The following is a 14,167-nucleotide window of genomic DNA, read 5'->3' on the forward strand; positions in this document are numbered from 1 at the left end:
CGGTGTGCGTGGCGGCGCTCACGCCGGCTCCCGCACCCGTTCGGTCACCGAACCGTCACGCGCCAGCAGCAGGACCTCGGCCTCGTGGGCGCACCTGCGGACCAGGGCGTCCACGTCCAGCGAAACCTCCGCTTGCAGACACTCACGGACCGAAGCGCGGGTGGCGGGCGACCTGGGGACGAACATCGAGCAACAGTCGGCGTAGGGCTGGATCGACAGCTCGTAGGTGCCGATCCGCCGGGCTTCGTCGATGATGTCCTGCTTGTCGTCGCCGATCAGGGGCCTCAGCAGGGGCATGGGTGCGGCGTCATCCACGCAGGCGAGATTCTCCAGGGTCTGGGACGCGACCTGGCCGAGACTGTCCCCGGTGACGAGGGCCTTCGCGCCCGCGCTCCGGGCGAGCTGACCCGCGATGCGGACCATAAAGCGCCTGTAGAGCACCACCCTCAAGGCCGGAGGCGCACAGGACACGATTTCCCGCTGCGTCTCGCCCAGCGCGACCAGGAACAGCTTGGTTGTCCCCTGCCTGCGGGCGATCGTGGCCGCGAGCTCCACGGCCTTGCGCGTCCCGGCGCGGTCGGTGAAGGGGGCCGAGTGGAAGTGGATCAGCACGGCCCGGGCTCCCCTGCGCATCATCCTGTAGGCGGCTACCGGCGAATCGATCCCCCCCGACAGAAGGACTCCGACGCGGCCGGAGGATCCAACCGGGAGCCCACCGGGACCACGCCGGCGGTCCACGTACACCAGAGCCCTGCTCCCGAGGACCTCCGCGTGCACCGTGGCGTCGGGGTCGTCCAGGTGGACGGCCGCCGCAGTTGCCTGCCTGATCCGGTCTCCAATCTGGACGTTCATCTGGTTGGACGTCAGCGGGTGCTGCTTGTCGGAGCGCCGGGCCGCGACCGCGAAGCTGCGGAACTCAAGGGGTTCCAGCAGTTCCAGCGCGGCCGACGTCATCTCTTCGACGGAGGGGGCCACCTGCAGGCCGGGAGAGTAGGAGGCGATGCCGAAGGTGGACCCCGCGGCTTCGAGCACGTCATCGCGCGGGGCTCCGCCGGTGTGGACGAGGATCCTGCCGTTCAGGCCTTCCACCCGACCCGCTCCGGCAGGAATGGCGTCCCGCAGGTTGTCCAACAGCATCCGCTCGAACATGCCGCGGTTGCGGCCCTTGAGTCCGATCTCGTGGTAGTGGACGACCACCACCGGACCCCGGACGGCAGCTTCGGAGGAGTGCGGGCGGGCGGCGCTCATGGTCCCTTCAGTCGTGCGCCGCTTCGGCGGCTCGGGCGCATCCAGCCTAACCGGGCGGTGTGGCCGGGTTAGACTCGCTAAACGGCCAGGGGGAAGCCTTGCGGAACCGCATACCAATGTTTCCGCTTCACACCCTGCTCTTCCCGCACACGGACCTCGGACTTCACGTCTTCGAGCACAGATACCAGAGCCTCGTGGCCGACTGCCTGGACAACGGCGGCGGCTTCGGTGTCGTGCTGATCCGCAGAGGCCGGGAGGTCACGGGGCCCGCCGACCCGCACGTGACCGGCACCCTGGCTCACATCGGCGGGTACGCCCGGCTCCCGGATGGGCGCTACCTTCTAGAGGTCGAGGGGATGAAGAGGTTCCGTATCCAGTCCATGAACGGGTCCACCCCCTACCCGCAGGCGGACGTGACCTGGCTCCCGGAGCCCATCGGCGACTTCGGCAGGGCGCGGTCTGACGGAGAGTTGGTGGAAGAGCTTCTCACCACACACCGGCAAAGATGCGGCGACGGCGACATCCCCGTCCCGCTGCCGGTTGACCCGGTTGCGCGGTCATACGTGGTGGCCAACCTGCTGCCGGTCGACCCGCCCGAGAAGCAGTCCCTTCTGGACACCGAGTCGGCCGACGTACGGCTCGCCAGGGAGGTCGCGATCCTGCGGCGAGAGATGGCCCTGCTGGACCACCTGGCCGCCGGCCGCAGCTAGCCGCGCGGCCCCGGTGAGACAGAAGGGGCCACGTCGGACCGGCGCACCCGCAGCAGCTCTGTGATCCGCGACTCCAGCTTGTCCTCGTCAACCTCGCCGTGGTCCTTGAAGGCGAGTCTGCCGTCGTCCCGGAAGAACAGGGTCATCGGCAGTCCGGACCCCTTTCGCTCGACCAGGATGTCTCCCCGCGCGTCGCCGAAGCTGGCGAACGGAACCGAGTACTCCTCGATGAACCTGGCCGCCGCATCCGGGTCGTCGCGGGAGTCGACCCCAAGGAACTCGACTCGGCCGTCATAGGCCTTGGAGGCCGCGACGAACCTGGGCATCTCCGCCTTGCACGGAGCACACCAGGAGGCCCAGAAGTTCACGACCACGGGAGTTCCTTTCAGCGCGGCGATCGTCGCCCGGAACGATGCGGGCTTCGCTTCGACGACCTTTCCCGGCTGCAGCCGCACCGGCCGTGCCGAGCCCGGGCCGGACACGTCATCTCCCCTCACCGTGCAGCCTGCCAGCGCGAACACCAGTGACAGAACCGCCAGTCGTCTCATCCTGCCAACCTAGCCCACGGGTAGAATGGCCGCGGCCGGTCGCTCAAGGAGGGTGTTCGTGGGGGCAATGTCGCGCTTTATGACGGTGATCAGGGCGAAGCTGAATCGACTCGCCGGCAGGGCCGAAGACCCTCGCGAGCTGCTGGACTACTCCTACGAAAAGCAGATCGAGCTCCTCCAGAAAGTTCGCAAGGGCATCGCGGACGTGGCCACTTCCAAGGCCCGCCTGCGGCTGCAGGCCGGGCGGCTGGAGGAGCAGGTCGCAAAACTGGACAACCAGGCCCGCAGGGCGGTCGGGGCCGGACGCGAGGACCTCGCCAGACTCGCCCTTCAACGCAAAAAGGAGATCCAGTCCCAGCTCCAGGGGATGGACGGTCAGATTTCCAGCATCGAGTCCGAAGAGCAGAAGCTCAAGGACACCGAGTCAAAGCTGCAGTCGCGGATCGAGGCCTTCAGGACCCGCAAGGAGACGGTCAAGGCGCAGTATTCCGCCGCCGAGGCCCAGGTTCGGGTAGGCGAGGCCGTTACCGGACTCTCGACGCAGTTCGGCGACGTGGGCCGCGCGCTCGAGCGGGCCGAGGAGAAGACCGAGGAGCTCCAGGCGCGCGCGACGGCGGTGGACGAGCTGATCGACTCCGGCACCATCCCCGACCTCACGGCACCCAGGGATCAAATCGAAGCCGAGCTCCAAAAGGTGTCCCAGGAAAGCGACGTTGAACTGGAGCTCGCGGAGATGCGCCGCGAACTGGGGCCGGCTTCTCCCGGTCCCGGCGAAGCCGGCTGATCAGCCGCGGCAGTCGCCGACGCAGAGGTCGAGAGGTTCCGTGCGCACCTGGCTGGACGCCGTGAGCACGCCGACAACCCGGTAGCGTCCGGAGCTCAGGCGGGAACCGCTTTCACCCGCCGTCTTCGTCGCGTACTGACGGCACTCACGGGGGAACCACCGCTCCGAGGAGAGCGACTGCGTGAACATCTGGTCGTCGGACCAGCGCCAGACCGGACGGGGATCGCCGGACCTGTGCATCTCGAAGTCGTATCGCTGGCCGGTCGGAAACGACACCGTCACCTCGCGGTCCGCGGGGTTGCACACCTGCAGCACCATCTGGATGGGCTGTCCCTGCTGGACCTCCTTGCGCGGGAGCGCGAGCCCGACGTCCAGCCCGTTTCGCTTAACCGTGGATGCCTCGTCGGGCACCTGTCCCGACCCTGTGCGCGGACCCGAGGTGGGGGGGGTGCCGGCGGCCATCGGGTTTTCGGGGTCGCCGGAGAATGATTCGGGTTCAGAGCCGCCGCCGGGGGTCGGGCTGGCCTCCTCATCCTGACCCTGGCTGCCGGGAGACGTGCTCTGGGCGAACCCACCCTCCCAGAAGTTCCCAATCTCGCTGTTCCAAGGCCTCAGCACGACCGCAAACCCCAGCAGCACGGTCATCACCATGCCCGCCGCAGCCAACGCCGAGCGGCGGGAGCGGATCTTCTGCGCCCGGTCCTGGATTTCGGCGACCGCGGGCGTCCGTACTCGCGGCACCCGCTCGGACCTCAGCGGCTCGAAAGGATCGTTTTGAGACACGTCAGTCCTCTCCGAGTTCTTTACGAAGTCTTTCGCGGGCCTGGTACAGCAAGGACTTGACCGTACCGGGCCTGCATCCCATCGACTTGGCGGCCTCGTCCACCGGGAGGCCGAGCACGTAGTGCAGGGCCACGGCGGTCCTTTGTCTCAGCGGGAGCCTCTTTAACGCCTCGTGCAGTTCTGGATACGCCTCCGGGCCCGGCTGGACCAGCGTCTCGCGGCCCCCGAGCTTCGCGAATGCCCTCGCCTCGCGCGCGGCCCTGCGCTTCCAGCTGATTGCGAGATTCACGGCCACGCGGTGGATCCATCCCGCTGGGTTGCCGTCCGGCCACAGCTTCGGCCAGGACAGGTACGCACGCGCAAATGCCTCCTGCACCAAGTCCTCCGCCGTCCCCTGGTCACGGACCACCAGCCGGACCGTCGACACGAGCTTCTGGTACCGCTCGGCCAGAAACGCCTCGAACGCCTGCTCCGGCGTCGTTTCGACTGCATCATGGGGAACGCTGCTGGGCTGCTCGCGGTTCAGGATGCGGCTCCTGTGAAGGGCAGCCCCCACAAGGGGTAGCGGTACTCGAGATCCTTTTCCATCGGCAGCTCCCCTTCGAGCAGAGCGTGCGCCCGCAGCTCAAGCGCGGAGTCCCTGGCCGACCCGGAACGCGGGGCGAAGGCGTAGAAGGTGCCTCGCTTAAAGGAGTAGACCAGGTGAAGGGGCTTCTGTTGATCGTCCAGAAACGGAAAGACGCAGCAGAGCAGCTGGTCTCTGAATCCCTGCTCCAGGACCATCTGTGAGGCGATCTGGGCCGCCGCGACCAGGTCCGGGAAGTCCTGGTCCTGCACCACCACCCACACAAAGCCGTACTCGTCGGTCGTGATCCGGCTGGTGGATCCCAGGTCGTCGGCAGCCATCGCGAGCAGCCGCTCCAGGTCGCGCTTCACCTCGTCAAAGGACGACGCGGCCACGCCCCTGACCGCGAGCGCGACTTGGTCGGCCGGCACATGCGACAGCTGCGTCCGGACGGTGAGCTCGGCCCCCGAGATCGCCCCCAGGCGCTCGTTGGTGGAGGGCGGAAGCCTGCGGCGGCCGAACAGGACGTTGAGGATGCCCACTCGCGAACTATACGTGCGCGGGGTACGCCTTCCCCACGGACGGAGGGTGGGCGAAGCCGCCGGTCAGCTGCGCTCGAGCTCCTGCTGGATCTGCGCGAGCTGACGAAGGCGCCTGTCCAGCGACGGGTGCGTCGAGAAGATCTCCTTCACCTTCGTAGGCACGATGAAAAACGCGTTCATCGTCTCGACCTGCCTCATGTCCCGCTGGGGCATCCGCTCCATGGCCCCCGAGATCTTGACGAGAGCGGAGGCCAGGTGCGACGGGTGCCCGGTGAGCTGGGCTCCGCCGCGGTCGGCGGCGAGCTCACGGTAACGGCCCAGGGCAAGGATCAAAACCTGTGACACCAGGTAGACGACCATGGACACCAGCCACACGACGACCATCGACCCACCGCCGCTGTCTTCGTCGTCTCCGCCGCCGAAGATCCCCATCCACAGAAACGAGCGCATGATGAAAAACGCCAGCATGGCGAAGAACGAAGCGAGCGTCATGACCGCGACGTCCCGGTGGACGACGTGCGAGATCTCGTGGCTCAACACAGCCTCGAGCTCCGCAGGCTCGAGCCCCTCCATCAGCACACGGGTCACCGCTATGACCGCCCGCTTGGGGCTGCGACCGGTGGCGAACGCGTTCGCGATCGGCATGTCGGAGATCGCCACACGTGGCTTGGGGATGTTGGCCAGCTGCGCAAGCCTGCCGATGATGGCGTGCAGCTCCGGAGCCTCCTCCGCGGACACTTCCTTGGCCCCCATTCCCAGCATGGCGAGCCGGTCCGAGAAGAAGTACTGGGCGCCCAGCATGACCCCCGCAATCACTACGAGAAGTCCAACTCCCACGCCCAGGCTCGACAAAAAGGCGAGGAACGCGATGTAGACGGCCGCCAGCATGGCCATCGTCGCGAACATGCGCGTCGACAGCTTCCAGTCCCTGCCTATCGTCCCTCGTGTCATGTCCGGGCTCTTACTCCTTCGGTCGGCGAATGGCTTCCCTCTACGAAACGCCCGCGGCGCGCGTCCGGGTTCCTCAAATCCCGTAGTGCGCTCTCGCAGCTTGGAACCGGTCCTTGGGGACGCTCATGATCGCCGTGTCATGCCAGACGCCGCCGCGATATGAGCGTCCCGCCAGCCGTCCCTCCAGCTCGAAACCGCAGGAGGCGTAGACGTGCCCCGCACGCGAGTTGTCGGCCAGCATCGTCAGCTCCACCCGCTCCAGCCCGCACTCGTCAAAGGCCACGGCCAGCAGCGCCATAACCGCGTCGCGTCCCAGCCCCTGTCCCCACAGCTGCTTGTCCCCGATGTACACGTACATCGCGCACACACGCGGCTCCCAACGGAACTGGTTCAGTCCGCACTTGCCGATGGGCCGGTCCTCCAGCGTGATGACGAACGGCCGGCCGTCACGCCGCGCTCTCTGCTGGTCCTCTTCGATGTCCCGCAGGCTGAACTGCAGCCTGTAGTCCATCCAGTGCGCCACCTCCGGGTCGTTCTGCCACGTTCTGAGCAGTGGGTGGTCCTCCGGCTCAACGGGCCTTAGCGCCACCTTCTTGCCGTGAGGCCCGCCGGTCATCCCACTCCCGTGAGCGCAGCGCGAACGCCCCGGCACGCCATCACGGATGCGTACGTCTCGAGCAGGCCGCGGGTGGTGGCCGACCATGGGAACCGCGAAGCCAGCATCACGGCGTTGGATCCGAGTCGCTCCGCGGCCTCTCGGTCGGCCAGCACACGCGAAAGAGCGTGGGCAAAAGGCTTCGCGGCCCGGCGTGTCACGAGATATCCCGTCTGCCCGTCCTGCACCAGGCGACGCAGCCCGCCCACCGCCGTCGCCACCACCGGGGTTCCGCACGCCGCCGCCTCCAGCGCGACCAGCCCGAAAGACTCGCTCGCCGACGGGATCACCACGACGTCCGCCGCACGGTACAGGTGCGGGAGCTGGTCGTGGGGAAGGGGCTCCAGGAAAGTCGTCCGTCGGGTGACCCCGAGCCTGCGAGCGGTCAGGTGCAGCCTGAGGCGCTCACCCCAGGTCCCTCGCGGCGACTCGTCGCCCGCGATGACCAGCCGCGCGTCGGGGACCATGTGACGCAGTCTCGCGAGGGCCCCCAGCGCGACATGAGGGCCCTTCAGCGGCTGCAGCCGTCCGACGAAGACCACCGTGGGATGGGGGCCGAAGCCCATGCGCCTGCGCGACTCTTCACGGCCGTCGGGATGGAACAGGTCGAGGTCGACGCCGGGAGGCACGATCATGATCCGTGCGGGGTCGCACCCGTAAAGGTCCACCAGCTGGTCCCGCTCCATAGGAGTGGCCGCCACCACGCGGTCGGCCGACCGCACGACCCGGTCCTCCCCGCGCTTGCGGAACAGCGGCTCGAGGCTGTCCTGCGGCGACGCCCCGTCCTTCACCCGGGCGAGGGTGTGGAAGGAGACGGCCATCGGGATCTTCCAACTGCGCTTGAGGTGAATTCCGGCGACACCCGAAAGCCAGTAGTGGGCGTGTACGAGCTCGTAGGAACCGAAGCCGGCCGACAGCCGTTCGACCTCCGCCGCGAAACGCTTCACGAGCCGCGGAAGACGATCCTTGTGGACCGGTCGCTGCGGCCCCGCGGTGACGGAGATCACCCGGACGCCTTGGGCCAGAGTGGTCACCTCCGGCTCGTCCGGACTCGTTCGGCGGGTGTAGATGTCTGAGTGGACGTTGCGCCGCGCCATCTCCGCCGCCACCTTCCGGACGTAGACGTTCAAGCCGCCGGAGTCACCCGAACCCGGCTGCTCCAGGGGCGAGGTGTGCATCGAGAGCACGGCGATGCGGCAGCCCGGCTGGGCTTCAGACGGGGCCGGACCGGCATCGTCCAGAACGGGGGTGGGATCGTTTCGCACGGCGAACCTCGAGGCGACGGGGGCCGGGAGCAACCCCGTCCCGGACGGGAATTTTCCCACACCCCCGGGGGGGCGACAACCGCCGCTACGCCCGCGGAGCCGCGGGCTGCCGTACCGACGCCATCATCACCCTGTACACCGGCCGCGGGACGGGGCCGAACCTGGCCTTGTATGCCTCGTCGCCGCGCAGGAAATCGAAAGTGTGCTTACCCTCGTCTATAGACTGCTCGATCAGGTACCCGACCAGCACCATCCCCGGCGCCAGCTTGGCCAGATCCGGCCTGAACGACGAGTTGTACAGGCCCAGAGTCCCGCGGAAGTCGTAGGAGAAGGTGCACGCCACGACCTCCCCGTCCAGCTCCAGGACGTCCAGCCGTGCCAGGCCGAACAGAAACAGGTCCGCCGCCAGCCGCCGGAAGAACCGCTCGCGCTCCGGAGTGAAAAATGCGGCCTTGGCCCCCGGAGCCTGCCGGTGAAACTCGAAAAAGGACGCGAGGTCCGACTCCCATCCCACCTCGTGCGCGCGGCGGACCGTCACCGCGCCGGCCTCCGACAGCCTCCGCCTCTTGCGCCGCAGCTCGTGCCGGTCGTGTCCCGATAACCCCGCCAGGTACTCGTCAAAGCTCGCCGGCAGCGATATGGCAGGGGCGACGTCCACCTGCTCCTGGGCGTACGAAAGCCCCGGTCCGCCGGCCACCTCCCGGACTATCTCCAGCCACCGGCCGTCGTCCATCATCGAGTGGAATCGCAGCCGAGTGAACCCGCCGTCCGTGAACGCCCACTCCGTGAGGAACCGAAGCGCCTCGGCCTCCCTGCCGGGGACCGCCGCGGGCACCTGCTCGTCGGTAACGTCCTCGCCCCCGAGGAAGCTGAGAAGTCCTTCTTCGTCGACGCAGCGGCAGGCGGGGAACACCGCTATGGGCTGGTCACCGTCCCAGACCAGGGCTAAAAGCAGTTCGCGGGAGCCCAGGGTCTCCCACCAGGCCTGAAGCCACGAAGGGGTGCTGAAGACCCCTGCCCGCAGGTCCGCCTCCAGGACGCGCTCCCAGGGACGGACCACGTCGGGGGTCCAGGAGTCGAAAAGGGACAGCCGGAGGGCCATGCAGGGACCGTATCAGGGGCCGAGACGGCGTCGTGAGCCGCCCTCGGTCGAAGAGAGCCTAGCCCGCCGCCTCTATGCGACTCGGAGGCTCCGACTCCGTCCGGCCTCCGCCAATCACCCCGGAAACCGCAGCCGTGACCCGCGACCCGGCCCTGCCCGCGGCGACGGCCCGGCGACGGACCCTCGGCTCGAGGTCCCGGGCCTGCTCCAGCAGCGAGATGTCCCGGATCCGCGTAAGTGCGGGCAGACGGGCCAAGGAGGCGGCCACCGCGTCAACTGCCCCGAGCGACACGTACAGACTCTTGCCCAGGATCCTCCTCATGAGTCTGCCCCCCCGCCGGCCTCCGGCCGCTTCTGCCGTCTTCGCGACCTGCGCTCCGCCGTCTCCGTTCGCGCCTGCTCGTACGCCTGCGCCAAAGCCCGGCGCTGCCCCTCGGTGAGGTTCGGGTCCTTCAGGAGCGCCGGGAGCACCGAGGAGTCGTCGGTGTCGCCCTGCTTGAGGCCGATCTGGTCATAGAGGGTGTCGGCGCTGACCCGCATCACCTGCGCCATGCCTTGCAGGATCTGCTGGAGCATCTTCGTGCTGGGCTGGCGCAGTCCGCGCTCGATCTGGCTCAGGTACGGGTTCGAGACACCTGCGAGCTCGGACAGCTTCCGCAGCGACACACGGGCCCGGCGGCGCTGGTCGCGGATGTATCCACCGACGTCGGGAACCTGCGGCTTGAGCGCGCCGTCGTCACCTCTCCTCAACACGCATCAATGCTAGCAGAACCTGATTCGAGCAAGCGCTTGTGCATTAGTTCACACACCGCCCGCAAGACGGCGCGAGTGCGTCAGGGGACGGCAAGTCCGTCCCGGTAACGGCGCACAAGCTCCGACTCCAGTGCGTCGATCACCGAAAGGAGGGCACGACGCTGTCCGGAGACGGCCCTCTCCGTCTCGACCAGGCGATCGGCGGCGGCATCGATGTCGTCTGCGCCCATGTCCGGGAGCCGCGCGAGGTTCACCTCGGCCAGGAGCTCGTCCACCATCCGCTGGCCTTCCGCCTGCTGGGCGTCGGACGGCATCTTCGACCGGGCCCCGCGGCTGCCGCCCTGCGCTCCCGACGCGAGAGCCGAGGTCAATCTGTCCTGGATGCTGGACCTGCTGCCGGAGGCCTCTCCCCGATGGGCCAACTCGGACCTGAGGACGTCCAGCTTTCCGTGCAGCCATCGGCGGACGTAGGACAGCGCCCCTTCCTCGCGGCGGGAGTCCTCCAGCATCAGCCTGAGCTCCTCGACCGGCCGGGCCTCCAGGCCGGACAGGTACCCGTCCTGAAGGATCTCCTCGCGGGTCGGGAGCCGTCTGGTCATCCGGACGTCAACACACCTTTATGAGGCTGGGGTAGGGGTTGATCGGGCCGCCGCCTCCCGGGTGGATCTCAAAGTGGATGTGCGCGGCGCCCCCTCGCGCGTTGCCCGTGTTCCCGACGCCGGCGATTCGCTGGCCGGCCCCCACGCGCTGGCCCTGGCTGGCCGAGAACGAGCTCATGTGCGCGTAGTAGTACTCGTTTCCGTCGTCGCCCCTCAGATAAATCGCGAGGCCGCCGTTGCCTCCGGAGCTCGTCCTGGAGATGGTTCCCGAAACGACGGCCAAGGCCGGCGAGCCGTTGGACGCGAAGATGTCGTTGCCCTTGTGCCGTCGCCGGCCACCCCCGCGCGGCGCCCCCCAATCGTTGGTGAACGACCGTGGTCCGCCCGCTGGGCAGGCGGACAGGCTTATGGACCGGCCACCCCCACCCCCGCCCCGCGAGACCCTGCCGGGGATGATGCCCCCACCGCCCGAAGCGTTGGTGAAGGATCGGACCCGCGACGCCGCTGCCGCTCTGGCCACCTCTTCGCGCTCCTTCGCCTTCAGGCCGCTGAGAACGGCCTCCTGGCGGGCGAGAAGCCGGTTCACCTCCGCTCCCCGGTCGCGAAGAGCCCTCACGTCCTGCGACCTCGCCCGCTCCTGGGACCTCAGCGCGGCCTTCTTCTTGCTCAATGTCGACCTCTGACGGCGAAGCTTGAGCATCAGCTCCTCGTCGGTGGACGACTGCCGCTCCAACAGGACCACTCGGTAGCTGAACTCATCGAAGTTCTCCGCCTGAAGAAGGAAGTGGAAAAACCCGACAGAGCCCATCTGGTAGGCCGTCCGGACGCGCTCCTTGAGCTGGTCGTTGAGCTGCACGGTCTCCGACTGCGCCTTTTTGATGTCGGCCTCAGTGCTGGAGATCGCGCCTCTGGTCTCAGCGAGCTTCTGCTCCTGCTGCGAGTGCTGGCCGACGAGCCGGTTCAGCTCCTCCTGGACCTCCTGGTAGCGCTTTTTGGCGTCGTCCAGCTGCTTGCGTGTGACCGCCGAAGCCGGCTGACCGGACAGGATCATCAGAATGGCCGCTGCAAGGGCTGCAACGCGCAAGCGGCGGTCCCGCAGGGTGGGGGTTCGGTTTTGCGACGTGGCTGTTCGCATTGAGGTTTCTGAGGTTGGATCCGAATGACGTCCCCTGTGGGGCCGGATCGAGACGCCAGAGGCTATCACGCTCCGGAAAATCGAGTCAAAGGTCACGGGAGTGGGCGGAGCCGGCGGTTTCGGTGCGCTTCCGCGGCGGGGTGGCGCCTGGACCATGCTCAAAGCGGCATGAGCAGCGCCCCCGCGGCGAGAGCCACCACGAAGACCGCTCCGGCCCGGCGCGTGTGGACGAAAGCGCCGGGCGCGTACCACAGCGGCCACACGGGATAGCCCCGGGGCGGCTCCTCCGGACGTGGGTTGGCGTACATCCGCCAGACGCCGACCAGCTTCGGCAGAGCCAGCAGCGACAACAGGGTCGGCAGGGGCAGCGCGCGGAGGGCGATCAGAATGGGGATCGCCAGGTAGAAACCGGCCATGAGCCCGCGGGTGAGCCCCCTGGCCGCCGGAGCCCCCATGAGCGCCGGCAGCGTCCCGATCTCCCGCTCCCGGTCCCAGTCCAGCTTGTCGATGTGCTTTCCCATCAGCACGGCTGTGCACAGCAGGGCGTACGGAACGGAGGCGGCCACGACCTGCCACGGAAGCCGTCCGGTGGTTGCGAAGTAGGTGCCTCCCACCATGAGGGGCCCCCACACGACCAGGACGCCCGGCTCCCCCAGCCCCCGCTTCTTGAGGCGCACCGGCGGCGCGGTGTAGCCGGCGCTGATGAAGAACCCGCCCAGGGCGAACGCCAGGACCGGCCACCCTCGCGCCATGGTCAGCACGACCAGGACCGCCAAAGACGCGACGTTGACCGCCGCGGTCGCGCGCCACAGGCCCGCGGTGGTGATCATTCCCGACAGCACGGGATGCGGCGCGTAGAGGGCGCGGGGATAGTTCTGTGTGTCCACGGCCGTCTGGAGGTCGAAGAGGTCGTTCATCAGGTTGTTCGCGCAGTGCGCCAGAAGGAGTCCGGCCGTCGCCAGGGCGAACAACCCTGCGTCAAACCGTCCGGGGTCGCGCCACAACGCCAGCAGACCGGCTATCGCGGCGGAGGTTGCCGTCATCGGAAACACGCACGCCCTGAAGAGCACGAGCCACCGCGATACGAAATCGACACGTCCGGGCGGGGGGTTGCAGGTGCGCATAACAAAGGCCCACCGCTGAAGCAGACCGCGCTGCCGCGCGGCGACGTCCGTACTCGCCATCGGCGCCAGTCTAGCCCCGAGCCTGCGGGGGCCGGTCGTCGGGGATGAGCAGCTCGCTGGCTATTGGAGGCGCAGAACCCAGAAGAAGACCGGGGCTGCGATGACTCCGCCGGCGACCGCGGAGAGTATCGGGGACGCTTGGCGCCGTGGGTCCAGGCCGGCCGCCGATGCCGCGGCGAGGCAGCAGACGCATCCGGTGACCGCACCCACGAGCCCCCCGAGTACCACGGAGGATCCCGGACGCGCCACGGCCCCCGTGAGGGCTCCCGCCATGATCCCCGGCACGAGTCCGGACCACAGGGATAGGGGGGTACGGTCCAGCCGCCGCCGGGACTCCACGGCGCGCGCGGCCGAGCGCACCAACCCCGCCGACAGCGACACGAGGGTTAAAGCCGCCACCGCACGCGCCCCCCGCGGAAGCGCGGCGATCAGAAGGACGTGGCAACCGCAGACCCCGACGGCTGAGGCCGCGGCGGCCGTCGAGGCAACGTCGGATGTGGCCCCCTCTGAGCCCTCCACGCCCGACTCCAATAGCAGGATCCGCAGCGTCAAGAGCACGAGGAGCAGCGCTACCACGACCCACGCCACCGACGCCGGCCGCCGCAGGTAGGCGGCGAAGGCGCACGCGGCCACCGCGGAGCTTCCGGCCGAGATGGAAGGCAGGCCCGCACGGGGGCCGAGCAGGGCTCTCAGGTCCACGAAAGCCGCAACGAGCCAGACGCAGACGACGACCAGGAGAACCTCGCGCGAGGCGAAGGCCGCAGCGGCCGTCGTGAGGGCCGGCAGCAGGACAAGGCCTGGGGCTACCGACAGATGCGCAGCGCTGGTTGCGTCGGGACCAGCGGGGGGTCGGGCTGCTTGCACCTGTCCTCGGCGTCGAAGTGTCGTGGGCCTGCAGGTCTGGGTTGATCCTCGAGGGAACTGTCGTGGGCCGCCAGGGAATCGAACCCCGGACACTCGGATTAAAAGTCCGATGCTCTGCCAACTGAGCTAGCGGCCCCGTACCTCATCGTATCCGCAGAACCACCCGGGCAATCTCGCGAGTGTGCCGGTCGCGGTCGTGCGCCAACCAGGGTTACGGCCGGTGTCGGTCCGGGAGCCGGGTGGTAACCTCTAGGGCGCCTCGGGGGCGTGGAGCAGTTCGGAGTGCTCGCCACCCTGTCAAGGTGGAGGCCGCGGGTTCAAGTCCCGTCGCCCCCGCGCCGGGCCCGGAGCCTCACGGCTCCGGGCCTTACACATCTGCCTCCGGGCCAGGTAGCTCAGTTGGTAGAGCACGGGACTGAAAATCCCGGTGTCGGGAGTTCGACTCTCCCCCTGGCCACCCGTTCCTGCGACCCCGAGCC

General features: G+C 68.4%; 17 protein-coding genes and 3 tRNA genes. 4 read left to right on the plus strand and 16 right to left on the minus strand.

Features of this window, described 5'->3' with window-relative positions:
- Positions 1–18 precede the first annotated feature (18 nt).
- The gene (gene thiI / locus VNE62_04970) at positions 19–1,248 is read right to left on the minus strand and encodes a tRNA uracil 4-sulfurtransferase ThiI (GenBank protein HVE91639.1); all 1,230 of its coding nucleotides are present in this window, start codon (positions 1,246–1,248) and stop codon (positions 19–21) included.
- Between the two features lie 116 nt (positions 1,249–1,364).
- Between thiI and VNE62_04975 the strand changes: the two genes are divergently transcribed.
- Positions 1,365–1,958 (plus strand): LON peptidase substrate-binding domain-containing protein, encoded by a 594-nt coding sequence (locus VNE62_04975; protein ID HVE91640.1) that lies wholly within the window; start codon positions 1,365–1,367, stop codon positions 1,956–1,958.
- Here the strand turns inward: VNE62_04975 and VNE62_04980 are convergent.
- Positions 1,955–2,506: a redoxin domain-containing protein gene (locus VNE62_04980; GenBank protein HVE91641.1), complete on the minus strand. Its 552-nt coding sequence runs from the start codon at positions 2,504–2,506 to the stop codon at positions 1,955–1,957. The genes VNE62_04975 and VNE62_04980 overlap by 4 nt on opposite strands.
- Before the next feature lie 67 nt (positions 2,507–2,573).
- Between VNE62_04980 and VNE62_04985 the strand changes: the two genes are divergently transcribed.
- On the plus strand, positions 2,574–3,290 hold the full coding sequence (locus tag VNE62_04985; protein HVE91642.1) for a PspA/IM30 family protein: 717 nt from the start codon (positions 2,574–2,576) through the stop codon (positions 3,288–3,290).
- On the opposite strand, the gene VNE62_04990 is transcribed toward VNE62_04985, so the two are convergent.
- The 14 genes from VNE62_04990 to VNE62_05055 form a co-directional block, all read right to left on the minus strand.
- The gene (locus tag VNE62_04990; protein HVE91643.1) at positions 3,291–4,073 is read right to left on the minus strand and encodes a BsuPI-related putative proteinase inhibitor; all 783 of its coding nucleotides are present in this window, start codon (positions 4,071–4,073) and stop codon (positions 3,291–3,293) included.
- A gap of 1 nt (position 4,074) precedes the next feature.
- On the minus strand, positions 4,075–4,629 hold the full coding sequence (locus VNE62_04995; protein HVE91644.1) for an RNA polymerase sigma factor: 555 nt from the start codon (positions 4,627–4,629) through the stop codon (positions 4,075–4,077).
- The gene (locus VNE62_05000; GenBank protein ID HVE91645.1) at positions 4,596–5,180 is read right to left on the minus strand and encodes a hypothetical protein; all 585 of its coding nucleotides are present in this window, start codon (positions 5,178–5,180) and stop codon (positions 4,596–4,598) included. Before VNE62_05000 ends, VNE62_04995 begins: the two co-directional genes overlap by 34 nt.
- Positions 5,181–5,243: 63 nt before the next feature.
- A complete protein-coding gene (gene htpX, locus VNE62_05005) occupies positions 5,244–6,131 on the minus strand; it encodes a zinc metalloprotease HtpX (protein ID HVE91646.1) in 888 nt (295 codons plus the stop codon).
- Between the two features lie 73 nt (positions 6,132–6,204).
- Positions 6,205–6,747, minus strand: a complete 543-nt coding sequence (locus VNE62_05010; protein HVE91647.1) for a GNAT family protein — start codon at positions 6,745–6,747, stop codon at positions 6,205–6,207.
- Positions 6,744–8,084 carry a glycosyltransferase gene (locus VNE62_05015; GenBank protein HVE91648.1) on the minus strand — a complete coding sequence of 447 codons (1,341 nt, stop codon included), beginning with the start codon at positions 8,082–8,084 and terminating at the stop codon, positions 6,744–6,746. Before VNE62_05015 ends, VNE62_05010 begins: the two co-directional genes overlap by 4 nt.
- A 52-nt stretch (positions 8,085–8,136) precedes the next feature.
- On the minus strand, positions 8,137–9,153 hold the full coding sequence (locus VNE62_05020) for a GNAT family N-acetyltransferase (protein ID HVE91649.1): 1,017 nt from the start codon (positions 9,151–9,153) through the stop codon (positions 8,137–8,139).
- A gap of 58 nt (positions 9,154–9,211) precedes the next feature.
- Positions 9,212–9,475, minus strand: a complete 264-nt coding sequence (locus VNE62_05025; protein ID HVE91650.1) for a hypothetical protein — start codon at positions 9,473–9,475, stop codon at positions 9,212–9,214.
- Positions 9,472–9,906 (minus strand): helix-turn-helix transcriptional regulator, encoded by a 435-nt coding sequence (locus VNE62_05030; GenBank protein ID HVE91651.1) that lies wholly within the window; start codon positions 9,904–9,906, stop codon positions 9,472–9,474. The genes VNE62_05025 and VNE62_05030 overlap by 4 nt, the downstream gene beginning before the upstream one ends.
- A gap of 80 nt (positions 9,907–9,986) precedes the next feature.
- On the minus strand, positions 9,987–10,505 hold the full coding sequence (locus VNE62_05035) for a hypothetical protein (protein HVE91652.1): 519 nt from the start codon (positions 10,503–10,505) through the stop codon (positions 9,987–9,989).
- A 7-nt stretch (positions 10,506–10,512) separates the two neighbouring features.
- Entirely contained in the window at positions 10,513–11,589 is a 1,077-nt protein-coding gene (locus VNE62_05040) for a peptidoglycan DD-metalloendopeptidase family protein (GenBank protein ID HVE91653.1), read from the minus strand.
- 209 nt (positions 11,590–11,798) lie between these two features.
- A complete protein-coding gene (locus VNE62_05045) occupies positions 11,799–12,824 on the minus strand; it encodes a prenyltransferase (protein ID HVE91654.1) in 1,026 nt (341 codons plus the stop codon).
- A 60-nt stretch (positions 12,825–12,884) separates the two neighbouring features.
- Positions 12,885–13,688: a hypothetical protein gene (locus VNE62_05050; protein HVE91655.1), complete on the minus strand. Its 804-nt coding sequence runs from the start codon at positions 13,686–13,688 to the stop codon at positions 12,885–12,887.
- A gap of 63 nt (positions 13,689–13,751) precedes the next feature.
- Positions 13,752–13,824: transfer RNA gene (locus tag VNE62_05055), tRNA-Lys, on the minus strand.
- 125 nt (positions 13,825–13,949) lie between these two features.
- Here VNE62_05055 and VNE62_05060 point away from each other — a divergent pair.
- Both VNE62_05060 and VNE62_05065 read left to right on the plus strand, forming a co-directional pair.
- Positions 13,950–14,024: transfer RNA gene (locus VNE62_05060), tRNA-Asp, on the plus strand.
- Positions 14,025–14,072: 48 nt separating this feature from the next.
- A tRNA-Phe gene (locus tag VNE62_05065) sits at positions 14,073–14,145 on the plus strand.
- Positions 14,146–14,167 lie beyond the last annotated feature (22 nt).

This window comes from Actinomycetota bacterium, from assembly GCA_035536535.1.
In the GTDB taxonomy this organism is placed as follows: domain Bacteria; phylum Actinomycetota; class JAICYB01; order JAICYB01; family JAICYB01; genus DATLNZ01.

Bases quoted from the DNA above. Each gene is read 5' to 3' on its own strand.
- thiI (HVE91639.1), bottom strand. From the start codon at position 1,248: ATGAGCGCCGCCCGCCCGCACTCCTCCGAAGCTGCCGTCCGGGGTCCG.
- VNE62_04975 (HVE91640.1), top strand. From the start codon at position 1,365: ATGTTTCCGCTTCACACCCTGCTCTTCCCGCACACGGACCTCGGACTT.
- VNE62_04980 (HVE91641.1), bottom strand. From the start codon at position 2,506: ATGAGACGACTGGCGGTTCTGTCACTGGTGTTCGCGCTGGCAGGCTGC.
- VNE62_04985 (HVE91642.1), top strand. From the start codon at position 2,574: ATGTCGCGCTTTATGACGGTGATCAGGGCGAAGCTGAATCGACTCGCC.
- htpX (HVE91646.1), bottom strand. From the start codon at position 6,131: ATGACACGAGGGACGATAGGCAGGGACTGGAAGCTGTCGACGCGCATG.
- VNE62_05010 (HVE91647.1), bottom strand. From the start codon at position 6,747: ATGACCGGCGGGCCTCACGGCAAGAAGGTGGCGCTAAGGCCCGTTGAG.
- VNE62_05020 (HVE91649.1), bottom strand. From the start codon at position 9,153: ATGGCCCTCCGGCTGTCCCTTTTCGACTCCTGGACCCCCGACGTGGTC.
- VNE62_05025 (HVE91650.1), bottom strand. From the start codon at position 9,475: ATGAGGAGGATCCTGGGCAAGAGTCTGTACGTGTCGCTCGGGGCAGTT.
- VNE62_05035 (HVE91652.1), bottom strand. From the start codon at position 10,505: ATGACCAGACGGCTCCCGACCCGCGAGGAGATCCTTCAGGACGGGTAC.
- VNE62_05045 (HVE91654.1), bottom strand. From the start codon at position 12,824: ATGGCGAGTACGGACGTCGCCGCGCGGCAGCGCGGTCTGCTTCAGCGG.